The 24,740-nt window shown below is 41.5% G+C and carries 20 protein-coding genes and 1 tRNA gene; 8 read left to right on the top strand and 13 right to left on the bottom strand.

What is annotated here, in order from left to right; genetic code table 11:
- Positions 1 to 27: 27 nt before the first annotated feature.
- Complete coding sequence (locus U5K72_09265) at positions 28 to 477, top strand: GNAT family N-acetyltransferase (GenBank protein ID MDZ7718991.1); 450 nt, start codon at positions 28 to 30, stop codon at positions 475 to 477.
- A gap of 427 nt (positions 478 to 904) precedes the next feature.
- Here the strand turns inward: U5K72_09265 and glmS are convergent, their stop codons facing one another.
- Positions 905 to 2,746 carry a glutamine--fructose-6-phosphate transaminase (isomerizing) gene (gene glmS / locus U5K72_09260; protein MDZ7718990.1) on the bottom strand — a complete coding sequence of 614 codons (1,842 nt, stop codon included), beginning with the start codon at positions 2,744 to 2,746 and terminating at the stop codon, positions 905 to 907.
- 83 nt (positions 2,747 to 2,829) lie between these two features.
- Between glmS and U5K72_09255 the strand changes: the two genes are divergently transcribed.
- Both U5K72_09255 and U5K72_09250 read left to right on the top strand, forming a co-directional pair.
- Positions 2,830 to 4,047 (top strand): putative sugar nucleotidyl transferase, encoded by a 1,218-nt coding sequence (locus tag U5K72_09255; GenBank protein MDZ7718989.1) that lies wholly within the window; start codon positions 2,830 to 2,832, stop codon positions 4,045 to 4,047.
- Between the two features lie 163 nt (positions 4,048 to 4,210).
- A complete protein-coding gene (locus U5K72_09250; GenBank protein ID MDZ7718988.1) occupies positions 4,211 to 5,683 on the top strand; it encodes an SLC13 family permease in 1,473 nt (490 codons plus the stop codon).
- A gap of 646 nt (positions 5,684 to 6,329) precedes the next feature.
- Here the strand turns inward: U5K72_09250 and U5K72_09245 are convergent.
- From U5K72_09245 to nagB, 4 genes are all read right to left on the bottom strand, one after another.
- The gene (locus U5K72_09245) at positions 6,330 to 8,993 is read right to left on the bottom strand and encodes a hypothetical protein (protein MDZ7718987.1); all 2,664 of its coding nucleotides are present in this window, start codon (positions 8,991 to 8,993) and stop codon (positions 6,330 to 6,332) included.
- A 10-nt stretch (positions 8,994 to 9,003) separates the two neighbouring features.
- Complete coding sequence (locus U5K72_09240; protein ID MDZ7718986.1) at positions 9,004 to 9,846, bottom strand: ROK family protein; 843 nt, start codon at positions 9,844 to 9,846, stop codon at positions 9,004 to 9,006.
- A 211-nt stretch (positions 9,847 to 10,057) separates the two neighbouring features.
- A complete protein-coding gene (locus tag U5K72_09235) occupies positions 10,058 to 10,951 on the bottom strand; it encodes a PIG-L deacetylase family protein (protein ID MDZ7718985.1) in 894 nt (297 codons plus the stop codon).
- 61 nt (positions 10,952 to 11,012) lie between these two features.
- A complete protein-coding gene (gene nagB / locus U5K72_09230) occupies positions 11,013 to 12,920 on the bottom strand; it encodes a glucosamine-6-phosphate deaminase (protein ID MDZ7718984.1) in 1,908 nt (635 codons plus the stop codon).
- A 542-nt stretch (positions 12,921 to 13,462) separates the two neighbouring features.
- Between nagB and U5K72_09225 the strand changes: the two genes are divergently transcribed.
- A tRNA-Leu gene (locus U5K72_09225) sits at positions 13,463 to 13,546 on the top strand.
- 227 nt (positions 13,547 to 13,773) lie between these two features.
- Here the strand turns inward: U5K72_09225 and U5K72_09220 are convergent.
- The 5 genes from U5K72_09220 to U5K72_09200 form a co-directional block, all read right to left on the bottom strand.
- Positions 13,774 to 14,088: a type II toxin-antitoxin system RelE/ParE family toxin gene (locus tag U5K72_09220; GenBank protein ID MDZ7718983.1), complete on the bottom strand. Its 315-nt coding sequence runs from the start codon at positions 14,086 to 14,088 to the stop codon at positions 13,774 to 13,776.
- Positions 14,089 to 14,092: 4 nt separating this feature from the next.
- On the bottom strand, positions 14,093 to 14,311 hold the full coding sequence (locus U5K72_09215) for a hypothetical protein (protein MDZ7718982.1): 219 nt from the start codon (positions 14,309 to 14,311) through the stop codon (positions 14,093 to 14,095).
- 34 nt (positions 14,312 to 14,345) lie between these two features.
- Positions 14,346 to 14,540, bottom strand: coding sequence for a hypothetical protein (locus tag U5K72_09210; protein MDZ7718981.1), 195 nt, complete (start codon positions 14,538 to 14,540; stop codon positions 14,346 to 14,348).
- Between the two features lie 297 nt (positions 14,541 to 14,837).
- Positions 14,838 to 17,084, bottom strand: a complete 2,247-nt coding sequence (locus U5K72_09205) for a DUF262 domain-containing protein (protein MDZ7718980.1) — start codon at positions 17,082 to 17,084, stop codon at positions 14,838 to 14,840.
- A gap of 13 nt (positions 17,085 to 17,097) precedes the next feature.
- Positions 17,098 to 17,262 carry a hypothetical protein gene (locus tag U5K72_09200; GenBank protein ID MDZ7718979.1) on the bottom strand — a complete coding sequence of 55 codons (165 nt, stop codon included), beginning with the start codon at positions 17,260 to 17,262 and terminating at the stop codon, positions 17,098 to 17,100.
- 275 nt (positions 17,263 to 17,537) lie between these two features.
- Between U5K72_09200 and U5K72_09195 the strand changes: the two genes are divergently transcribed.
- Positions 17,538 to 18,821: a citrate synthase gene (locus tag U5K72_09195; GenBank protein MDZ7718978.1), complete on the top strand. Its 1,284-nt coding sequence runs from the start codon at positions 17,538 to 17,540 to the stop codon at positions 18,819 to 18,821.
- Positions 18,822 to 18,877: 56 nt separating this feature from the next.
- Here the strand turns inward: U5K72_09195 and U5K72_09190 are convergent, their stop codons facing one another.
- Together U5K72_09190 and U5K72_09185 are read right to left on the bottom strand one after the other, a co-directional pair.
- Entirely contained in the window at positions 18,878 to 19,759 is an 882-nt protein-coding gene (locus U5K72_09190) for a DUF2520 domain-containing protein (GenBank protein ID MDZ7718977.1), read from the bottom strand.
- Positions 19,760 to 20,127: 368 nt separating this feature from the next.
- A complete protein-coding gene (locus U5K72_09185; GenBank protein ID MDZ7718976.1) occupies positions 20,128 to 20,733 on the bottom strand; it encodes a 4'-phosphopantetheinyl transferase superfamily protein in 606 nt (201 codons plus the stop codon).
- A 142-nt stretch (positions 20,734 to 20,875) separates the two neighbouring features.
- Here U5K72_09185 and lysS point away from each other — a divergent pair, with 142 nt between their 5' ends.
- The 3 genes from lysS to U5K72_09170 all read left to right on the top strand — a co-directional run bounded on the left by lysS (position 20,876) and on the right by U5K72_09170 (position 24,134).
- Positions 20,876 to 22,414: a lysine--tRNA ligase gene (gene lysS / locus U5K72_09180; protein MDZ7718975.1), complete on the top strand. Its 1,539-nt coding sequence runs from the start codon at positions 20,876 to 20,878 to the stop codon at positions 22,412 to 22,414.
- Between the two features lie 91 nt (positions 22,415 to 22,505).
- Positions 22,506 to 22,868 (top strand): four helix bundle protein, encoded by a 363-nt coding sequence (locus tag U5K72_09175; GenBank protein MDZ7718974.1) that lies wholly within the window; start codon positions 22,506 to 22,508, stop codon positions 22,866 to 22,868.
- Positions 22,869 to 22,907: 39 nt separating this feature from the next.
- Positions 22,908 to 24,134 (top strand): ABC transporter permease, encoded by a 1,227-nt coding sequence (locus U5K72_09170; protein MDZ7718973.1) that lies wholly within the window; start codon positions 22,908 to 22,910, stop codon positions 24,132 to 24,134.
- 67 nt (positions 24,135 to 24,201) lie between these two features.
- Here the strand turns inward: U5K72_09170 and U5K72_09165 are convergent, their stop codons facing one another.
- Positions 24,202 to 24,708 carry a hypothetical protein gene (locus U5K72_09165; GenBank protein ID MDZ7718972.1) on the bottom strand — a complete coding sequence of 169 codons (507 nt, stop codon included), beginning with the start codon at positions 24,706 to 24,708 and terminating at the stop codon, positions 24,202 to 24,204.
- Between the last annotated feature and the right edge of the window lie 32 nt (positions 24,709 to 24,740).

Below are 24,740 nucleotides of genomic sequence, written 5' to 3'. Positions count from 1 at the left end.
CGCAGCATTTATTATAAAGTTTTGATTATGAAGTGGATTCATGCTACAAATTTAGAAGAGATTTCCGCAATGGAACTCTACCAAATTTTAAAGCTTCGTCAGGATGTTTTTATCATCGAACAGCAATGCATTTACGAAGATATTGATGATATCGACCCCTATTCCGAACATATCTATTTGAAGGATGGTGAAACCATTGTTGCCTACTCCCGAATTGTACCAGCTGGAAAAAAATTTGATCGGCCATCTATTGGCAGAATCGTTGTTAAGAGATCACACAGAGGGAAGGGATACGGTTTAGAAGTTGTACAACGGTGTATGAAAATACTTTCCAAAAGAAACGTTGACAAAGTATTAATTGAAGCACAAAACTATCTCAAAGCATTTTACGAGTCTCTTGGTTTTAAAAAAATCAGTGATCCTTACCCGGTGGATGGCATTTTACACATAAAAATGGAACATACATTCAAAACCTGATTGCAGATCTACAATTTTTCTTGCTGTAGATAAGTTTTTAAGCAGTTAAGAGAGAGTCCCGAATGTCTAAATAATTAGCCTGTAAAAGCCACAATTATAATAACAATGAGCAATGCAACTTTAAAAAGAATTGATTTCCAATTTCTCATTTTAGAGCAGAATGTTTTGACCTGTTTAGATGATAAGTGTATGTACCTAAAAATATGGTTAAAATCAAGTTATCCACATTAAAGACTTCTCAGAAAAATAATATTTATAGTTTGAAGAATATGGATTATGAGATCATATTTGGGAAAATTGGATTGCTCTTCACTTTATTTATCCAGTTTACCAAAAAAGTTATTCACACTTACTTCATTTATAGTTAGATATACAAATATCCTGAGATTTGACTGAGGTTTAAAACCCTGTAAAAATAAATATTTGTCTACTCAACAGTTACACTTTTAGCCAGGTTTCTCGGCTGATCCACATTGCATCCTCGATTAACAGCTACATAGTAGGAAAGCAATTGCAATGGAATAACAGTAAGAAGCGGTGTAAAACAGTCTTTGGTCGTGGGAATAGAGATATGGAATTCAGACAGGTCCATTACATCTGAATTTTCATCATTCATTATGGAAATAATTCGTCCCTTTCTGGCTTTTACCTCTTCAATGTTAGAGATCATCTTCTCGTTCGTATGATCTGTAGCGGCAATCACAACCACAGGCATCATTTCGTCAATCAAAGCGATCGGCCCGTGTTTCATCTCTGCTGCGGGATATCCTTCTGCATGGATATATGAGATCTCCTTTAGCTTCAAAGCTCCTTCGAGTGCAACGGGGAAATTATAGCTTCGCCCCAGATATAGAAAGTTTGGTGCGTAAGTAAACAAACCTGCCATTTTTTGGACAGATTCGTCAATATGTTCCAATATATATTCCACTTTTGAGGGAATTTTTGATAACTCCCGGATAAAACTTGTCATTTCATCCTGGCTCAATACTCCTTTCCTTTTGCCAAGCGCGAGCGCCATCATTGTTAAAACCACAACCTGGGCTGTAAATGCCTTTGTGGATGCCACTCCAATCTCCGGTCCTGCATGAGTAAAAACACCGGCATCGGTCTCCCTGGAAATCGTTGATCCAACTACATTACAAATCCCTAAAACCAGAGCACCGCGTTGTTTGGCTTCTCTCAGGGCGGCTATGGTATCGGCCGTTTCCCCGCTTTGAGAAATAACAAGCATTACATCTCCTTCTCCAATCAGTGGATCTCTATACCTGAATTCTGAGGCGTATTCTACCTCAACCGGAGTTTTGGCCAGGTATTCAATCAAATACTCACCCACCAGACCTGAATGCCAACTGGTTCCGCAAGCTGCAATTACAATCCGTTTTGCGTTCACAAGATCATCCATTACATCCTCAATTCCACCAAGCTGTATGGAATTGTTTTTTGCATTTACCCGGCCCCGCATACAATCGGCAATTGAACGAGGCTGTTCAAAGATTTCTTTTAACATAAAGTGTGGATAGCCGGCCTTCTCAATCTCTTCTATGCTAATAGCCAGTTCATGTACCTCTTTTGTCAGCTCAACATCCTCAATGGTTTTTACATTGTAACTGTCTTTTTTAATTGTAGCCATTTCGCCGTCATCCAGGTACACAACTTTGTTCGTGTAACCCACAATTGGAGATGCATCGGATGCAATAAACATTTCGTTATCACCAATACCGAGTAGTAGCGGTGACCCTTTTCGGGCTATAAAAATTGTATCAGGTATATCTTTATTAACAATTGCAAGGCCATAGGTGCCTACAATTTGCTTAAGTGTCAACTGAATAGCTTCTTCAAATGTAACCTGTGGAGATGTTGTATAGATCTCTTCCAGAAGTTGTGCAACAATCTCTGTATCGGTTTCACTTTGAAAGGTTTTTCCTCTTGATATGAGTTGTTTTTTGAGCGTGGTATAGTTTTCAATAATGCCGTTATGTACCACAGCAATATTACCGGATTCGCTCAGGTGTGGGTGCGAATTGATATCATTCGGCTCGCCGTGAGTGGCCCATCGGGTGTGACCAATTCCAATCTTACCCTCTAAGGAAGTTTGCTTTATTTTCTTTGCAAGGCCATCAACTTTTCCTTTCCCTTTTTTGTAGTGAAGACCACCATTCACCAGGGCTAATCCGGCTGAATCGTATCCGCGATATTCCAGCCTTTTTAAACCTTTCAGTAATACGTCACTGGCGTCTCTTTCTCCCACATATCCAACTATTCCGCACATAATGATATTTTTTTAAACTATTTTATTTAATTGCCTAATTTAACACAACTTATCTGAGGAATAAAACAATCAAACTAAGAATTATGAAAACCGAGTGTTGTTTCTTTGAAGATGATTTTCTCGAAAATTTCCATCCGCTTACACTCACCCGCCCCGTTTACGATCTAAGAGTTGGTATTCTAACACTTGGCGAAAAATGGATCAATGTTCTGAATGTGACTCAACATACACCAAAAGGAATTCTTCGGAATCACTTAAAGGGTGTATTTGATGAGTTTACTCTAACCGATACACATCAACAAGCCCTCTGGATCAATCCGCGTTTTATTCCATCCGAATCCATTGCAGATTCTGTTACTAATTTAGGTGAAAATGAAGGAATTGTTTCTGACGGACAATTGATTGCTGCCCTTCTGACCTATGAAACCCATCAAAAATGGAGTCAACTTGGTATTGATCTTGACGATATTACAACTACAGATTTGAATTCAAACAGTCTGGTCATCTTAAAAAACAGTTGGGAATTGTTTCAGATCAATGGCAAACAGATTCGCCGGGATATTGATCTTTTGAAACAAAATTTTGCAAGAAGTGAGCAAGATTACCCACATGCTATATTTACTAACCCGGACGAAATCTTTATTGAAAAAGATGCAAATATTGAGCCCGGAGCTATGCTTTTAGCCGATACAGGGCCGATTTACATTGGTAAAAATGCCAAGATTATGGCGAACTCAATAGTTCGGGGTCCTTCGGCAATTTGTGAAAAATCTGTCGTTAAAATGGGGGCAAAAATATACGAAGACACAACCATAGGCCCCGTCTGTAAAGTTGGAGGAGAAATTGCTAATACCATTTTTCACTCCTACAGCAATAAAGCCCACGACGGATATGTGGGAAACTCCGTATTCGGTCAATGGTGTAATATTGGAGCCGATACAAATACATCAAACCTGAAAAACAATTACAGCACAGTAAAAGTTGTTGACTGGAAAACTCAAAAACAGTTCGATACGGGGCAGCAGTTTATCGGTACCATTATGGGAGATCACAGTAAAACGGGAATCAACTCCATGATGAACACCGGAACACTTTGCGGTGTTTGCTGCAACCTGTTTTCTGACAAATATCCTCCAAAATTTGTACCCTCATTCAGCTGGGTCAGCGGAAGTGAAATTGTCCCTTATCATTTTGAAAAAGCCGTTGAAGCGATGGAGCGAATGATGCAGCGCCGGTCGGTTCAGCTCACATCTTCCTACCACAATATGATGAAAGCACTTTTTCAGTCTACCAGCTTTTAAAGGGGAGTGTGGTGAAAAAATATTATCTATAATTTAACGTGACATGATCATCCGGATAAGAGTCAATCCTCCTACGTAAAGAGGTGTCTTTTTCAGTTCCAATTTTTAACGAATTCATAATTCATGTTTAATTGTACCATCAATCTAAAGATTTGAAGCATCATTGTTGTTTAAACTAAATTTTTCGAAAAGCGGACTTTACGCAGGGCTTTTTTCATTTATTGTTATACTGCTCCTTCCATCACCAGAAAGTATGAGTACTGTTGCCTGGAAGACCACCGCAGTAGCTGTTTTAATGGCTGTTTGGTGGATTACGGAAGCCATCCCCATCGCGGCTACTTCTCTGCTGCCTATTGTACTGCTGCCCGTTTTGGGAATTACATCAATTGGAGATTCAACTGCACCCTACGCAAATCCATTGATCTTTCTTTTTATGGGTGGATTTATCATCGCTATTGCCATGCAGCGCTGGGATCTGCACAAACGAATTGCATTGAGAATCATAAACTTTGTTGGGGTAAAACCCTCGTCTATCATAATCGGGTTTATCATTGCATCGGCATTTTTGAGCATGTGGGTAAGTAACACTGCTACTGCTTTGATGATGCTGCCGATAGCACTTTCTGTGCTCCACTTCACCGATCAGGAAAAATCCGGAGAGTCTTCTGTAACAAATTTCGAAATCGTACTTGTTCTGGCCATTGCTTATGCCTGTAATATCGGCGGAATTGCAACCTTAATTGGAACGCCGCCCAATGCACTCTTTGCCGGTTTTATGCTCGAAAATTACTCTGTAGAAATCAGCTTTGTTCGATGGATGAGTATCGGTATTCCGTTGGCTTTGGTTCTTTTACCTCTGATGTATGTCATCCTTTCAAAACTTGTATTCCCGATCAAGTTAAAAGAACTGCCGGGCGGGAAAGATGTTATTCAATCACAATTGCAAAAGATAGGTGACATTACAATTCCTGAAAAACGGGTTGCAACTGTTTTTGCAGGTACGGCTTTATTGTGGATTTTCAGGCCGTTAATCTCCAACATCATCCCCGGCCTTTCTGATGCAGGGATAGCTATTGCAGCAGGTGTAGTTCTTTTCATCATTCCATCGGGAGAAAAAAAGCATAATAAGTTGCTTTCCTGGGATAATATGCGGGATCTCCCCTGGGGAATTCTGATCCTGTTTGGCGGCGGTTTGAGCCTCGCGAATGCCATCAGTTCCTCCGGCCTTGCTGCCTGGATTGGCCAAAGTGTTCAAAGCCTGTCAGTATTCCCAATCATCCTTTTAGTCTTTTCAGTAATTCTAATCGTAGTTTTTCTAACAGAAATCACAAGTAATACAGCAACTACAGCTGCTTTCCTGCCGATTCTCGCTTCCACAGCCATAGGAATGGGGCAAAATCCTTTGTTATTCATACTTCCGGCAGCAATCTCGGCAAGCTGTGCGTTTATGTTGCCGGTGGCTACTCCGCCAAATGCAATAATCTATGGAAGTGGAAAGGTATCGATACCGCAAATGGCTAAAGCCGGTTTTTGGCTCAATATCATTATTTCGATTTTGCTTGCCTTAGCCAGTTATTATTTCTTTGCATATGTGTTCGGGATTGAGACAGGAGTCATCCCGGACTGGGTTCAGTAATTATACCTGTTTAGCAACCTGCCAAAGCATCTGTGTTTTTCAGATTCCTGGCAGTTGCACAGTTTGATCTACGATTAGATATGTTTTGAAAGGGAAGCACGAACTCTGCAGGATTTCACTTCGTTCAAGTCTCTCCCAAACTGGCGCAAGTGTTAAATCCGGCTTTTAAAATTTGAATTTGTATATATTTAGATAATCTCTTGCTGGAAAAAATTTTTCTACAATCAGTAAACCGAGGATGTCACTTGCGCCAATCGGAGAGAGCAGAGGGATGACACCCCTCCCGGCTTCGCCGTACTCCCCTCCAGGGGAGAATAACCATCCCTGATACCTCCTTCATTTATAAGGAGGGTTCCAACGCTTCGGGGTTAAAACCGGCATTTCAAAGTTTAAATTGGGATAAAGTTAGATAATCTCTTGTTGGTAAAATTTTTTCTACAAGCAGTAAGCCAAGGATGTCACCTGTGCCAAGCTTTTTGCAAAAGGTAAGGGGCACAAGTGACGCTTCGCTTAACACTTGCGCCAGCAGGCGGAGAAGGGACGCATCGGCTGTCGAGTCCACCTCGGCTCGAATTCTTGGGTTCCGGGCCATATAATCCGGCAGGCGAAAACTGCAATCGCCAGCCGATGGTTTGTCCACCAATAGTTACTTAACACATGATGAAAATTCGGAAAGGTCATCTATACCTTCCAGCCTGTCAATCATAGTTGGAACGCTATATGCGTGCGTCCAGCCGAAAATCCTCAGCCCCATAGAGAAACTCCATACGGGCAGCCGCTGACTAAAAAAGGAATCACTTTGCGACATTGGCAGATGACTCACCTCTTCCATCGCAGTTTGAACTTGTGCCTGTGAATTTGAATCGCTTATCGGAGAGGGCATTTGATCAACCAAAAGATGAGAGGATCGTTGGCAGGCCTCTATTAAAAATTGCTTCTCACCCGTAAAATCATATGCTGTTATCAGCGGATGAATACTCGATAAAAATGACTCATAATCGTGATCAATCGGCGGAACATCCCGGATACTTCTTGCATGAGTCAGATAAGCACGCTTGATATCCGGGCGGTCAAACATCTGGAGATATTTGGTAAGTCCGTGTGAAAGATAATTTTGGGAATATCCGTACCGGTCAATCGTCATGCGTCCCCCCTGCTGTTTTTGGAGAGTTAGAAGTTGGTCGATCCGGTCATTCAGTTCATCAAGATATTTTTGCTCTTTTGATGCATCATACAATTCAGCCAGATTCCAAATCGACAGATACAATCTTCGTCCCGTAAGCCCGTGCTCTCCAAAAATTCGCCGTATATAATAATCGCCGGTCATTCGGGCAACATCCAGCCCACGGTGATATCCATCCAGGTAATAAGAAGCCAGCCAACCGGGAACCCAAACATGGGCAGAAAGCATCGACGTCCAGTGACTATCGGAATGCCTCCGGCCCATTCCAAGATATGGAGACTCCTCTGTTTGCTTCTTATGCATGAACCAATCTAAGGCACTATTGGTATCTCCCCGATATTCTTCAATACGCGGCCAGTGTGTATTATCCACATCCATGCTGTGGCGGCTTGCAGCCTGTGCCATTTCGTACATCTCAGGATCGCCGGTTCGCATAAAATTTGTCCACCACATAAAATCCTGAGCAGGCTCGTTATTTGCCCATTGGTACCAATTTTCACGGAAGTAGTAATTCTTTACATCACCGTAGTTGAACATACCGTACCACGGTTCCCAGTTTTGATTGAAAAGCATATAATCAAACTTATACTGCATGCTTCGCTCCAATTCAGGGAAGTTGTTATCTGCATCAGAGAATTTTCCATATACGCCGGAAGCGCCATACCATCCCGGATCGGCATTTGCCACAGGTGGATCGAGCACAAAATCCATGATTTGTTTGATTTCAGCCAGTGACTTATCCCCCTCATGAAAGTAGAAAATGGTTTCAGTTGTTTTGGTCAGACCTGTCGCAAAATTTCCCGGCATGCCATATTGGGGTACACTCCGTTCAAAGCTCATCGGGGCTTCATTTGGACTCCAGGAATATGCATAAACTCTACCGTTATCAAGATCCACAGCCAGTTCGTTGGGATATTCCTCAAACATGTTCCGAATCCCGATACTCACACCAAACCGATCCCCTGAAATACTCATCCATCCGGCCGCTTTATGGCTTTGTTCAACAGCCGCTCCATCAGCCGAAATGTTGGCTTCAAATCCGGAAATTCGCTCTTCCGGGGTTGAGCTTGTATCGTCGGAAGACATCGTTGGATCGGGCCCGGTCTGAAACACAGAATAATTGGTTTCATCTGTTAGGTTCTTTTCTACAAAAACAGACTCTCCCTCTTCCCACCAATTACCATCAAGCAATTCTGACCGAAATATTTTTTCACCACCCAGGTTATAGTTCAACCCAAAACCGGCACGCTCAATCATATCGTATGGTTTTGTTAAACCTTCATCATTTTGTCGTTTTTCCTCATCAACAATCAACTCCGATTGGGTTGCAATTTCGGGGAACTCTTTACCTTCCAGGGGTTCACTTTGATCCGGCCTCCCGGTATATGTAATGGTGTGAAAAACTTTCAGATACGATTTTCCGGCATACGCATGGATGTATGTTACAAACGGCGAATCCTCATGCTCCGGGCTATTGTATTGATACTCACCTTCAACACGAACTACAGCATGCAGCGGCCCCGATCCTTTTTCAATGAAATGCTGCTTAACAACAGCTTTGGAACTGTCCGGCCCATTTTCGTTGATATAATCCATGAATGAGCCCCTGCCCTCGATACCGGTTGCAACTGTATCCTGTTTCGAAACTCCAGTACCATCGCTATTCAGTACAACTGAATCAAAAAATCCTGATCCACCCTTTTCAATTCGAAACTTCAAGGGACCTGTATCGATCTCAGCAAACCCATTGTCCCGCTGATTATTTTTAAAAACTATTGGATTCCCAATCTCAACCGTTTTCCGAACGTCCTCTCCATACTCAATAGTGTATTCGTCTGATTCATCCGTAAAAAAGAATATCCAAAGCCATTTTACACCTGGATCGGCCGGCATCCACGTGGTTACCTGTGTGGTTTGTGATACAATCTCTTCCCCATCTGCATTTAAAACCCGAACATGGTCCGGCGAATAGAGTGCACCTTTGGGAAATGGAATTCCAAGCTTAACCGGTATATCAGCTTTAGCTTTTTTTACATGAATGGTAACCGTATCCGAAGCAAAACTATTTGAATGAAATGAAAATGCAATGAATACAGAAACAAAAAAGATGAGAAGCGATCGATTCATGATATCAGAATTAATCAGCAGTTAAAGCTGCAGCTCCAAGAACAGCCACATTTTCGGTTTTTGAGATGGAAATATCAACATGGTCCAGGGAATTAGGGAATCCGTAGGTCTCTAATCTTTTGTAGAATGCATCTTTAAAAATATCAAAAGTTTGGCTGATACCGCCCCCCAGCACAATGGAGTCCGGATCGTATGTATAAAGTACCATTTTAACAGCTTCTGCAATATGAGAGCCCAGCGTTTCAAAAGCCTCTATCGAATCATGGTGCCCCTGCAGGGCTTTTTCATACACCTCTTCACCTATCAACCCAAGTTGCCTGGGGAAAAAGCTGCCACTTGCATAATGCTCCAGAATAGACTCTTTGTAGGGAATCATTCCAAATTCACCAGCCCCGCAATTTCGTCCCTCATAAAGTTTTCCATCAATGATGATGCCACCGGCAAAACCGGTTCCGATCACCAATCCAACAAGATTTCCTTTCCCTTTTCCACCGCCAAAATAGTATTCTCCCAAGGCAAAGCAATTTGCATCGTTATTAATAAAAACCTCTTTACCGGTACTCTCTTCCAGTTTTTGTCTGAGATGAACTTCCTCCCAGCCGGGAATATTTTGAACGTCGTACACAATTCCATTTTCTGAATCAACGACACTCGGCACACCAATACCAACTTTTTTCACCTCAACATCTACCTCACCAATCATATCGCTCATTACAGAGACGATCGAATCAACAGATTTGTCATCCGGCAGTTTTCTTTTTTTGAGTGATTTGATTTCCCCGTTTTTCACCAATCCCACACGTACATTGGTGGCTCCAAAATCAATTCCAATAGCTGAAATGGAATTCTTCATTATGCTTTAAATTGTTGTTTATATTGGATTTTATAAGGAAGACAAACCCGGTAGTCCCTACTATTGCTACAATCTAAAAAAGTATCGTCTATTGGGCAGCCACAAAAACAAGAAATCACAAAATTTTTCGTGTTTTTGTGGCCTCTTTAGCAAATTGACCGTTAATTGATTTATTGATCCTGTCACGTGGAAAAGACTACCGAAGTTGACCTTAATCCAGCATTGGAAAAATCATTCGAATCTCTTCCTCCGTTGGATAATGCCCATATTCGGCAATCTCAAATGATTCGGCATGTTCTACCTCCGCAGCATGTTCGGCGCCATACCATTTCTCAAGTCCGGCTCGCTGTGCATCCGAAATTTCGCGGCCCAGGTAAACGGATTTTAACCACTCATATCGTTCATCTTCCCCTTCAGGTACCTGGTCCAGCATTCCCATTGTCCAAGGCATCCACTCATACACCTGGGAGACATGGGCATCCAGTCCCTGTGCTTTCAGCTCAAAACTATCATCGATGGAAACAACTATATCATGACTAAAGGGATTGGGTTTTGTAAATCCATCTTGCATATACAAGAACACAGGATTGTTTTCCAACGGAGGTGTATCGGAAACTACATTCGGTACAATCACCATATAAGATGCATCGATCACTAATTTCCCCGCATTTCTGTGATCCGGATGATAATCATTCGGGCGTAGCCCAAGTACCACATCCGCATTCCACTCCCTGATTTCACGAATTACATCCTGGCGGATCTTGAGTGTTGGCATTAATTCGGCATCATCATTATCCCAAACTTCGTACTCTTCAATACCTGTTCTTCTGGCAGCTTCTTCCGCTTCTGCCCGGCGTCTTTTTGCGAGAACGCCTCCTCCCATCTCATGATGACCGGCATTTCCGTTTGTAATAGATACATATTTCACTTTATGCCCCGCTTGAGCCATCTGGATAGCTGTACCCGCCATTTTGAAATCTGCATCATCCGGGTGTGCAAAAATAGCGATAACTCTCAAGGGGTCATCTTCAGGTGAATTGATTTGTGATTGAACAGCAGTTGTACAAAAACTTATTAAAAAGAGTGTAAGAATAAGATGTTTCATGGTTTTCATGTTTAATTAGTATTTATATCAAAATCGGTTAATAGATCAATGAACACAATTGTTAAATTTCCCATCGGGAAAAACCTTCAATAGAATCGTACTCGGCAAGGCCTAAGCGGTCGTAATCCCGGGCATTTTTGATGGTTTTCTCATCGGCCACCATCCAGAATTCATTACTCACCGTTCCGGGATATTTGGGTTGATCTTTCTGTGATGTATGCTTAAAAATAGCTTTCCGTTTTTTAAGTCTTTCTCCGGGACTCAACGGTACAGCCATGTCAATATCACTGACTTCAATATCCTGCCAAATCCCTCTGTATAGCCATACATAACAATCGTCAAACCAATTATTATGCTTCAGATCTTTCAACACTGACTGTAAGGCTTCCAGGCAAATACGATGAGTTCCATGGGGATCAGAAAGATCACCCGCCGCATATATCTGGTGAGGTTTTACACGTTGAATGATCCCTTTTACCAAATCGTAATCTTTTTCAGACAGAGGATTTTTTCGTGCCCGTCCCGTTTCATAAAATGGCATCTCCAGGAAATGGATCTGATCGTCGGGAATCCCGGAATACCGGCAGGCTGATCGCGCTTCTACTTTACGGATATTCGTTTTTAACTCTACCATCTCCGGTGAATCGAGGTCGCCCGGTTCCTTAGCTTTAACCGCTTCGGACAGATTTCTGAAAAGCTTTTGTTCCCCCGTATTCTTACTGTGATGTGAAATAAAATCCGCATATCGCAAAGCTTCATCATCATACACCGCAATATTACCCGAAGTTTGATAGGCCACGTGCACCTCATGTCCGTGTTCAACCAGGCGCATCAGGGTCCCTCCCATCGAAACGACATCATCCGCAGGATGCGGTGAAAAAACCAAAACTCGTTTGGGATGTGGTTCCGCCCGTTCCGGCCGATGGGTGTCATCGGCATTGGGCTTCCCGCCGGGCCATCCTGTAATGGTATGCTGTACTTTATTAAAGATGTGGATATTCATGTTGTAGGCCGGACCAAACTCAATCAGTATATCGCTCATTCCATGCTGATTATAATCCTCATCCGTGAGCTTTAGGATCGGCTTCTCTACTGTAAGGCTCAGCCATGTGACTGCTTTTTTGATCATTTTTTCATCCCAATCACACGGCCCGACCAGCCAGGGCGTTTTACGTCGGGTCAGCTCTGATGCGGCGGCCTCATCCAGAATCACTTTTGTGTTTTCATGATTTTGGAGAAACGTCGCTGGAATCTGTTCGGTCACCTCTCCTTCCAGAGATTTTTTGATCACTTTAGCCTTCGGTTCGCCCCAGGCCATTAAATAGATTTTCTTGGCTCTCAGGATTGTCCCCACTCCCATCGTAATAGCTTGCCTTGGAACGCGTTCTTCGCCATAAAATGCTGCGGCTGCATCCGAGCGGGTGATCTCATCAAGAGTAACCAGCCGTGTTCGGGTTTTGGCGAGCGAGCCCGGTTCGTTAAATCCTATATGTCCGGTCCGGCCGATCCCTAAAATCTGTATGTCGAGTCCGCCGGCTTCTTCAATTTTCTGTTCGTATTCCTTGCAATATTCATAGACATCCTCTTTGGGAATAGTACCATCGGGTATGTGAATATTTTTTTTCGGGATATCTATTTTGTCGAAGAGATTCTCATGCATGAATCTCACATAACTTTGGATCTCCTCGGGATGCATCGGGTAATATTCATCCAGGTTAAAGGTGATCACTTTTTTAAAGCTGAGCTCTTCTTCCTTATGAATTCGTACCAACTCACTGTACACCTGGAGCGGTGTGGAACCTGTGGCAAGCCCCAAAACTGTATTTTGCCCTGTTTGATTTCGGGCCCGAATAAGATTGGCAATTTCTGAGGCTACAACTTTGGAAGCTTTACTTGCAGATGAGAAGATAGAAGCATCGATCTTTTCAAAAATCTTTTGACCGGTTTCGTCAAACGTACCGTTTTCCATTGTAAGTAATTCAGTCTTTATAATTTTCTTTCAGGGATTATAAGCTTTCTAATCCAAAATTTAAGGTATAAAGTTTAGAGAAGTTACCCCGAAATTTTAAGTTCAAGTATGATAAAGTATTAAATAACAGTAGTTTAATACCTTTAAAAAGTAGAAATGGTAATTTTAGAAAAATAACCGACCTTGAATAGTTGGCGGGAAAAAGGACAACGAGAGAACCGTGAGAAGAATCCTTTCATACCGGCGAGGAGCGAAATTTAAGGGCTGAAAGCCTGATGGACCATTGAAAGGATTCCACGGTGAACTCGTGTCCGCCGCCAAGTATTCACAGTCTTGATTTTTGCGTTCTTTTGTATCAAGACAAAAGGACATACAACATGCAATAAGTTTACACTTACAATAATGGGGTAAGTCCTCATAAAGTTTAAAATTCAGATAAACCTTAGACCTTGAACTTTAAACTTTAGACCCTGTAATTTTTCCCAACATTCCTATTGCAATCTGTCCGTAAACCTTCCTATATTTTAAGTCTTTATTGAATTGCCCGAGTGGCGGAATTGGTAGACGCGCATGCTTCAGGTGCATGTGACCGCAAGGTCGTGAAGGTTCGAGTCCTTTCTCGGGTACTTAAACCCTTGTAAGTTATTGGCTTGCAAAGGTTTTTTTTATTCAGTTAATAAATTTGTACAACAAAGAGGCGAATAATTGATATAAGAACAACTCATTGTGAATTGAAATAGGTATCGTTTGTATCCCTATCTGCTTTGTAATTTTCTAATTGAATATTTGATACTTCAAAAACTCTTTCTGATCTCTGTCGAGGTCATATGCAAGTTAGGTTACAGAGTGAATACTATACTGCAAAGTGACTTCTGATTTCTTTGATAGTTTTATCCGGATTCTGTCGATTGTCAGTGATTGTGATAACTTCGATTTCTTGTTTTAAAACCCGATAATAAAAGGAGCTTTGGGGAGTAACAACGCACCAATGTACCTTATCAAAATCCTCTGCCAGAGGTGTGCTTTTGGGTTGACTGGAAATTTGATTCACTTTCGCTTCCAGTTCTTTAAGAAACTTCTCTTTGGAAGACTTTCCCCATTCATCTTCAAGATAGAAGAGAAGTTTAGTCAGTTTATACTCTGCAAGTGGAGAGAAAAAAACCTTCACAGTTTCAGGATACTTTTTTCAGGAAGTCCTCAAATGAGATACGTTCCCCCCTGTTCAGTTGCTCAAGGCCGAGTTTGATTTCCTCTTTTTCATGCTCTGTCAGAGTTTTCCTGAACCGACTGCTTTCATCCAAGAGCAGTTCCCGGATTTTGTTGATAAGTTTTGGGTCTTCCAGTTCCAGTATCAGCTTGGCGAGTTCAATTTTTGATGCTTGCGTATCCATTCTATTTATTTTTTTCGTGATTTAGAAATTCTATTTACAAATTACTCCATACCTTATTATCAATAGGATTATTCCACTCTTTAGCAAGGGAAAACTCACTAATTTTCATAATTTCCCAAGTCTCTTTCCCTGACTCTGATTTTAAAAATTGCACAAAATCTATCACTTCATGCAGTTTGTCATCTGGCAGCTCTTTGATCTCTTTGATAAGTAAATTCCTGTTACTCACAATGTTATTGGTTTAATTAATGGATGCTAATAAATAACGAAAATTGTGTGTTTTGAATACTATTTTCGTTTATTGATTTTATCAAGCTGATCCTTCAAAATAGATCGGTTTTGAGAAAAGGAGAACACCGTGAAATACCGTAAAGAAACCGGCGACAGTATTTGCTCCTGAAACTGTGGAGCAACTCCAAAAAAAGATTCGGTGTAATGCCCAACAAAAAAAACGGTAAAAACTCCGGTGTTTGATTATTCTGGGTAACGAAATTCCACATCTTTTGTATGATCCCATTGTTGGTAGTCATAAACTGTTGAATATATTTTTAAACCAAGTAATAGAAGCTTGACCATCTAACTTGTCAGTTTCATTTATATCTCTGCTATGTCGGATTCGGTTTCGCAAGTCAGAAAGCTTTCTTATTCTATTCTGTAATTCTTGTTTATTCCCAAATATAGATTCAAACGAACTCCAATTAGATTTTGTGGCTGTTATATCGAAGTAATCTGAGAAATCTAAGAACTGAATTTGATCTTCAATCTGTTCGAAGTCATCTTCTTTCAAATGTGGATTGCTTTTCAGTTCTTTATTAACTCTTATGTCAATTTTGTTGATCAAATGGCCCGGCAGAAACTCTTTGAGCTTCTTTCCGTTTCTTCTGTAAACTGAAGAAATAAGATTTCTTAAACCTAATTCAATCTGTTCTATCTTATTATCCAGATCTTTTAGAGCAGGAGTAATCTTCGTCATCTCTCTGATACAAACATTTTCTATTGCATCCATAATAGATTTTCTTCGCTCCTCTATATATTGGTCAAAATCATTAGCAGTAAAAGGATCTCTCAACAAAATCTTAGCTGCTTTTTTTGAAATTAGATGAGATTCTAATACATCGTAAAATTCCTTTTCACCGTTCTTTTGTATCATCTCTTTTAAATACTCATTGGGCATCCGATTATTGATTAGATTTCGATTAGTATTCGGTGAAAGCGGGGTCCGATTTAAAATGCTGTTTATTTTTCCGCCCACTTCATCTCTGAAGAGAGAACTTGGAATTATATGATGGTCATCTAATGAGTCATATTCAGGCAATTCAAATGTCTGCCAATCTTTAGCACCATTTATGATCAATACATTAAAAATCGCTTTATAAATGGCCGATCCTTTTTTCACTTCACTCAGAAGATCAATATTCTTATAATCTCGAATAAATTCAGATACGTATTCAGGCTCATCGTTATCGTTCTGAAACCAATCTCTTAAATCCTGAAAATCTTTTGCTGAAGTAGATTCAACCGAGCTTGAATATCGATTTAGAAAAATCGAAGCCCAGTACCATTTTCTAAGCTTTTTTAAAGCATCTAACTTGTTTGATACTTCATCACTACTGATATACGCTTTAATTGCTGCAAAGGCTGGTAAAATGGAAGGATATGGTAAGTAACTTGATAGTATTGCACCAAAATCACGAGGATTTTTTAAATTCTTTATAGCACTCTCAATATATTTTACAGCACTATCCCACTTACTGACAAATTCATCTTTGTCATCAATAAGAATCTTTGTTTCCTTCGAACCATCTGGATTTCGAATGGTTTTCTCAGCTTCGGGTACCAAGTAATAAAGATATTTTGGCAAACAGTAGGCTTGTTCAAGAATCGACATCACTTGAAGAATGTATATTTTCATCTTACCGGGATCAGCAAAAGAGAGTCGTGGTTTTACCGACTTCCACCTGTCTTTTAGATATATCTCTTGTGGTCGAAGAATAGCATTTAGAAGATCAAATATATCAAGACGAACACCTTTACTATTAATTTGGGTAAAGATGTCACAAACTTTCGCCAACTCAATATTTTCTCCTAACTCAATAAAACTTACATAGTACTCATTTAACAACTCTTCAAAATAGTCTCTCAGTTCATTTCCTCTCTTTGAATAGTTCCTATATTCGTTAATTACTTCAGTATTAGTGGGATCTTCCTTTTCAATCTCACTGGCTTTATTCACCCAATATTTTTCGTATTGATCGAACCATCTGTAACGATCATATCCTTTTTTTGAAAAGAAGCTTAATGGATAAACATGCTGATCGAATTGTTCTTCAGGATTCTCAAGTAATCGCTCGTGTTTTTTGTAATAAGAATAGAAAAATGCTTCCTCAAAATTTTCATCTAAAAGCTCTGGAATATTTACAAAAAACAAATATCTGTTTGCCCTATTTCTAAAGTTTATATCAGGGCCAAAAAACACATAGTGCAAAGCCGTCAAACGTTGTTGACCATCTAACACAACGTATTCGGGATTTGGTTCTCCCTTATATCCGTATATGGATTCACAGCTTAAGGTTTTAAAATGTTTTTCATTTCCTTCCCAAAGTAATAATGTACCAATATAATAATCAGAAAAGATCGACCTGATTAAATCCAATACATCCCACGGTTTCCATTCAAATTCCCGCTGAAAATCCGGGATAACATAATTTCCTTCACGTAAATTACTTATGAGTTTACTTAAATGTATTCGACTTGGTTTCTCAACGTTTTTCATCTTCTTAATTAAGTCAGTTTAGCATTTTATTAATCCCGAATTTTACTTCTGTATATCTAATACTTTTTCCATTTTCAGCTCCAAAGTCTATCTTTTTATAGTCCTGGACTGACCAACCCGCTTGCTCAAGTCTTCGGTCAATCTCCTGTCGTGCAATCTGTTCTGGTGTGAGTGTCATATACCCATTATCGTTGTTCGCTCTCACCGAATAGTATAATTAAAAGCAAACAATACTAAAATTAAAGGATGGCTTTTTATTCATTCCTATTCTTCAAGCCCCCGGGGAGTGAATTCAAACTTATCATCTACCAAAAACTTCACTTCTATTCTTAAAACTATGGCATAGGAATTTCCCCGATGCACAGCTCAAATTTTATCCTATAAAGAAAGCGCTTCCATTCTGTTAATTTCATCCGCAGAAGATAAAACCAAAAAAGAAACGAGGATTAAATCATGGATAAAGCAAAACTAATCATCGGAAATGACTCCTATGAACTTGATGTCATTGAGGGAACCGAAGGCGAAAAAGCGTTGGATATTTCCGGACTTAGAAATGAAACCGGACTTATTACATCCGATCTTGGATACAAGAGTACCGGGGCAACAAGAAGTGCCATCACCTTTTTGAATGGCGAAGAAGGAATTTTGAGGTACAGGGGATACCCCATCGAGCAGCTTGCCGAAAAATCGTCTTTCCTGGAGGTGGCTTATCTGTTGATATATGGTGAACTGCCCTCTTCAGAACAGCTTGATAAGTTTGTCGACGGCATCACTAAGCATACGTTAATTCACGAAGATATGAAGATGCTCTATGAAGGATACCCCGCAAAAGCACATCCGATGGGTGTTTTGGCATCCATGATTGGAGCACTTTCAACATTTTATCCGAATGCACAGGGTTCTGAATTAGATCCGGACGAAGTTGATTTAACCATCCGGCGACTGATCGCAAAAATCACCACCATTGCAGCCTGGTCATACAGAAAATCGCAGGGTTTTCCGGTTATGTATCCTCAAAACAAATTGGATTACTGCTCGAATTTTCTGCACATGATGTTTGCCCTGCCTACCGAGGAGTACGAGATCAATCCAACCATCGTTAAAGCGCTGAATACTCTCCTGATTCTGCATGCCGATCATGAACAAAACTGCTCGGCTTCAACGGTTCGGATGGCCGGTTCGTCTCACGCAAGTTTATATGCTGCGATCTCTGCCGGTGTTTGTGCCCTCTGGGGACCGCTGCACGGAGGCGCCAATCAAAAAGTGATTGAGATGCTGCAACAAATTCATGACGAGGGCAGCGATGTGGCAAAAATGGTAGAGAAAGCAAAAGATAAAAGCAGTGATTTTCGCCTGATGGGATTCGGTCACCGGGTGTACAAAAATTTCGATCCGCGTGCCAATATCATCAAAGAAGTCAGTGACGAGGTATTTGATGAGCTTGATATCAACGATCCTCTTTTGGAAATCGCAAAATCACTTGAAGAGGTAGCCCTGAACGACTCCTACTTTGTTGAAAGGAAACTCTACCCAAATGTTGATTTCTATTCAGGCATTCTATACCGGGCCATTGGCATTCCCACGGAGATGTTTACAGTGATGTTTGCCCTGGGTCGTTTACCCGGCTGGATTGCCCAATGGAAAGAGATGAGAGATAATCACGAACCCATTTCTCGTCCGCGGCAGATTTATGTTGGGCCAAATGAACGTGACTACGTTAATATTAACGATAGGTAAAAACTAAATCTCCTTCATAAGCGATGAGGTCGCCCATCTTCTTGGGTGATCTCATTTCACTTATTTGAGTTCTTCTCCTCAAAAAGACGACAAAGTTTATTCATCGTATCCTCAGGTACAGAACCACTCTGCCGGGCGATTTTAAGCGCTTCGAGTCCCAATATTTTATATAAATTTTTCTGATCGATCCCACTTAATTCAGACAAATGCGTTTGAACCGATTCAACATCTCCCCTGGCAATGGGTCCGGTTAATGCATCCGCCGGGCCTTTCTCGAAAATATTTGTGACGGTTTGATTTACGAGTGTCTCAAGAGCATCAAATCCTTCCTTCAGTTCTGCATCCTTCAGCAGATTTTCCACGCTAAACATCAACGCTACGAGATAATTGGAAGCCATTACCGCGGCAATATGCAGATATCTTTTTTGCTTTTTATTCAGGTTGAGGGATTGAGCACCCATCTCCTGAATTATTGGTTTTAACTTCTCTTTCGCATCGTTATCACCCTGAAGACTCATGGTTATATCGTTGAACCGGTCGCTCCCATCCCCTCTTTTAAATGTTTGAAGCGGGTGCATAGAAACCGTTTTAGCACCCGATTCTGAAAGGGACGTCAGTTCATCCGAGGTGAGATTTCCCGAGCAGTGAACCACAATTTTTTTGCCCCAGGAAATGGGTTGATTGGATAATGACTGAGCCGTTCTTTTGATCAAATCATCCGGAGTTGTGATAAAAATAAGATCACCACTTTCGCTATCACTCTCAGGGAGTGTTCTGTCAACGGTTTCAAACTTTTCAGATGAATCGGAATAGATCAAGCCCCTCCTGCTATTCCAGGCTGAACGAACCAGGTACCCGTTCTCCTCAAAAAACATTTGCAGTGTTGAACCAAGCGCGCCTGTTCCGATTATTGTGATGGTTGGTTTGGATCTGTCCATTCATAAAAAAATTATTGTTAACGTATTTACTTGTTCCGAAGGTCTTACTTCGGAAGATTGCACTTAGAAGCTCTGTATGGGTATAGTACTAAAAGAATCTCTGTTTTCAGTGACCATTCATCGTTTCCCCCTCTCCCCAACCCCTCTCCCGCGGGAGAGGGGCGAAGGGGTGAGGGAGAAACAACGGTCTGTGCCAAGAGACTGGCTTTTTTCGTTTCCAGGTTGCTAAACACGTACGAAGCCCTGCTTCTAATCAAATATCTGTAGTGTTTCGGTCCTTTAATTGTTGGAAAGTTAACTTGAAAAGAAGCTTCGGGTTGGCGTTCCGAAGGAGGACCTTCGGAACAAGTAAAAAACGGATACTTACACTATGCGTGCAATGGTTGATAACAAACGGATATCCAATGATCCTTATGCCCGAAACTACAAATCTTTGCCTTTTTTCCATCATCAAACTGAACCGCAAACCGGTTCTCCCCTTTTGTTGAAATCCAAACACTATTCATCGGTTTTCGTAGTCCGGTGCCAATCATTTTCAGGGCCGCTTCTTTCAGCGTCCAGATTCTTATCGCATCCGTCTGTTCATAAAAACTTTCCAATTCGTTCTCATGTTTCATTCGGTCAACTAATTTGGAATGCACGTTCCGGTTCGCATGCTCTATATCACACCCCACATTAAATTGTTTTGATACGGTCCCGGCCACGCCATCCGTAGTATGCGAAAAACTCACGGAAACCTCTTCCCCCTCGCAATGTGCTTTGGGCTTCTCATTTTTTTTAGTAAAGATTTTGATCTCATCAGACTCTAAAAAAAGATCAGACATTTTTTTAATAAGCAATCTTCCCGATTGACTTTCCAGCAGATCCAGTTCATCTTTTTTTATATCCGTCTCAAATGGTTCGAAGCAGACAAAGATACTATCCGGCAAACAGGCCTCTGTCAGTCGTTGCAGGGATGATTTTTCTGTTTTCATAGTGAACTAAAATCTACCAATTCCATCAATAATCTTCTAATCTCCGTCAACCTGAATGATTTCAACAAGAAATGCCACTTTCCGTGAACTTTTCTTATCTTTTTTAGTTCGAAAATTAATCATAGACAGATCAAAATTTTAGATGAGTAATACTGAATCATCACTAAGTGAACAGCAAGAAATAAGGCTCGAAAAACTCGATAAACTTCAGGAACTGGGTGTGAACCCCTACCCTTTTGAATATGATGTTACCCATCATTCCAAAGAAATTTTAGACAACGAATCTGAGTATTTAACGGACTTCGAACCAGACGAGGATGCAAAACGGGTTTCCGTAGCCGGACGCGTAATGACCCAACGAATCATGGGGAAAGCCTCTTTTTTCAATCTACAGGATTCCCAGGGCATCATACAGATCTACATCCGCCGGGATGACGTGGGCGTTGAGGAGTACAACAAAGTGTTCAAAAAGCTGGTAGATATTGGTGATTTTGTCGGAATAAAAGGACATGTATTTCAAACCGGTACCGGAGAGACTACAATTTTTGCAGATGAATTTCATTTCCTGGGGAAAACTGTACGTCCCCTTCCTACTCCTAAAGAAGTTGAAAACGAGGAAGGCGAAACCGTTACGTATGATGCATTTTCTGATAAAGAGCTTCGATATCGCCAGCGTTATGTGGATCTGGTTGTGAATACGGACGTAAAAAAGGTTTTCAAGCAGCGCACCCAAATGGTGCAAACCATGCGCAATTTTATGAACGAACGGGGATATATGGAGGTAGAAACTCCTGTTCTTCAGCCGATCTATGGCGGAGCTTCTGCACGTCCGTTTAAAACCCATCATAACGCGCTGGATATGGATCTATATCTGCGTATTGCGAATGAGCTCTACCTGAAGCGGCTCATTGTCGGCGGTTTCGATGGTGTATACGAATTCTCGAAAGATTTTAGAAATGAGGGACTCTCCCGTTTTCATAACCCTGAATTCACCCAGGTGGAGTTGTATGTAGCTTACAAAGATTACAACTGGATGATGGATTTCATGGAAGAGATGATCGAAAAAGTAGCTCTTGAGCTTCACGGTACGACAAAAGTGACCGTGGGTGAAAATGAGATCGACTTTAAACGACCCTGGCCACGCATTCCGATGTATGAAGCGATCGAAAACGAAACAGGGTATGATCTGTCAGATAAGACAGAAGACGAAATCCGAAATATCGCCAGAGAGCTTGAGATCCATGTAGAAGATGGAATGGGCAAAGGAAAACTGATTGACGAAATTTTTGGTGAAACGGTTGAGCCAAAGCTCATTCAGCCTACATTTATCACCGATTACCCGATCGAGATGAGTCCGCTTGCCAAAAAGCATCGCAGTAAAGAGGGACTTGTGGAACGGTTTGAAGCGATCTGTAATGGAAAAGAGATTGCCAATGCATTTTCTGAGTTGAACGATCCTGTGGATCAGCGTGAACGTTTTGAGGAACAGGCCCGCCTCCGAACCGAAGGAGATGACGAAGCGATGACCGTGGATGAAGATTTCCTGAAAGCCATTGAATACGGAATGCCTCCAACAGCCGGTATCGGTATTGGAATTGACCGCCTCGCGATGATCATGACCAACTCCGATTCCATCCGTGATGTGCTTTTCTTTCCATTGATGAGGCCGGAAAAAGATTAGGTTGCTGGTTGCTGGTTGCTGGTTGCTGGTTGCTGGTTGCTGGTTGCTGGTAAGATATTTCGATGTACTATTAAAAAATCGCTTAAAATAATTGAAAAGTTACAGAGATCTCGACATATACAAAGAGGCTTATCAGCTTGCCCTCGAAGTTCATCAAATGAGCTTGAAACTTCCAAAATATGAGCTTTATGAACAGGGAAGTCAGATCAGAAGATCGAGTAAAAGTATCAAAGATAATATCGTTGAAGGATTTGGCAGACGAAGGTATAAACAAGAATTCATTAAATTTTTAGTCTACTCCCAAAGTTCCTGTGATGAAACTATCGACCATCTCAGAATGATAAGTGATATTCACTATCCCAAAAATCCACTCACAGAACTTCTCGACAAGTATATAGTTCTTGGCAAGAGAATTAACAAATTCATCCAATACGTTGAGAATAATTGGGAATAAAATCACCAGAAACCAGTAACAAGTAACCAGCAACTGAGGATGAAATTCACCTGGTACATTGCCGGTAAGTATTTTTGGAGTAAAAAGCGTGAGTCGCGGTTTCTCTCCTTTATCAAGATCATGGCGATTGGCGGGGTAGCTATTGGCTCTGCCGGGCTGCTGATTGCTCTCTCTATTGTTCATGGATTCAAGTCAACCATCAACGAGAAGATAGTTGGTTTTGCACCTCATATCACCGTCAACACCTTCATGAACGACCCGCTTCTTCGGGCAGATACTCTTCAAACATACCTGTCTGATTTTGAAGGAGTTGAAGAAGTTCAACCGGTTGTTTTGGGTCAGGTGATGATTCAATCCGCCGGTGAGGTGAGCGGAACGCTGATCAAAGGAGTGCCCGAATCGGGAGATGTCACACAACTGAGAGATTATGTTCTGGAAGGCAGCTACAATTTGTCCATCCAGGATAGTGGTTTACCAGGACTAATAATCGGCCAGGATTTAGCCAGAACAATTGATGCAAACATTGGAGATAAAGTCACCGTTTTTGCTCTTGACGGACTCCCAACCCCATTTAACACACCGGAAATTGAACAGTTTACACTGACCGGGATTTATCAAACCGGAATTGCAAGATTTGACGATAATTTTGCGCTTACCACAAACGAACCGGTTCGGCAGCTTTTTGGATACGATTCGAATTACGCCAGTTCTATGGAGATTAACGTATCCAGCCAGGATCAAATCGAAACTATTTACAGTAACATTCGGGATGCCACGCAATTCCCATATGTGACCGAAAGCATTTACCAGAGATACAGAAATATCTTTGCCTGGATCGATCTCCAGGAAGAGACCATCCCTCTTGTAATAAGCGTGATGGTTATCGTAGCAGCTTTCAATCTTATTGGCACAGTGTTGATGATGGTTCTTGAGCGGGTAAAAGATGTCGGTATTCTTAAAACGATTGGAGCCAAGAGCCGAGCTATTCGTCAAATTTTCCTGTTGGAGGGCATTTTTGTAGCTGTTTCGGGCCTCATAACAGGAATTGGCATTTCATTACTCTTTTATTGGCTCCAGGTCACCTATCAGATTATTCCTCTCTCTGAAGAAAACTACTACATGAGCTATGCTCCGGTAGAGCCTCACCTCCTTGATTTTATTATTGTTGGAGCTGTTACACTCTTGCTTTGCGCCCTCGCCTCATGGTTACCCGCCCGAATCGCTGCCAAAACCGATCCTGTTAAGGTGCTATCGTTTGGGAAATAATGTTGATGAACAATCGGCTGACGATTGTCTTTTTCGTCGGAGGGATGCCTTTGGCTCACCTGCCAAATTATTCGCCTGACGCAGATCGTTCGCCTGCATAGTGCTTTTTCTGGGCTGGCGAATAATTCAGGCCCCAAACCATAAAGTCATCAGACGAAGGGAATTCGAGCCGACGCATTTCCTTGCCTGCCGAGTCCATGGCATGGAAGACAATTGATTGCACCTGGGCAATCCCACCCCAAAGGGGTGAAAGATGAATAGCCCGCGGCAAAAACAAAAGCGATGTGGGCATCGCGAATTGTTTGTAGCCGTGGGTATCGCGTAAGCATATATAAAACCCCGAGGCGCTGAACTTTGAAAAAGCAATCTTGCTGGTCGAGGGGTGATGGATGAAATCGTGAAAGGATTCACGGCAGAACTGAATAGAAGCGGAGCTTCCACAGCGGCGTACCGAAGGAGGACCTTCGGTACGAGGAGTAAAGATAGCGCGAGCGTCCATGGTCAACGAAGCCTTTGGCGTAGTTGACTCGCTCGTACCCTGTAATATGGACACAAGCGAGGACGCTTGCGCCATCACTGATTGCTTTTTTCACCTGCCGAATTCGC

The organism is Balneolaceae bacterium, assembly GCA_034521495.1.
Lineage (GTDB): Bacteria > Bacteroidota > Rhodothermia > Balneolales > Balneolaceae > Rhodohalobacter.
The sequence above is the reverse complement of the archived record's forward strand: the minus strand, read 5'-3'. Positions and strand labels throughout refer to the sequence as shown.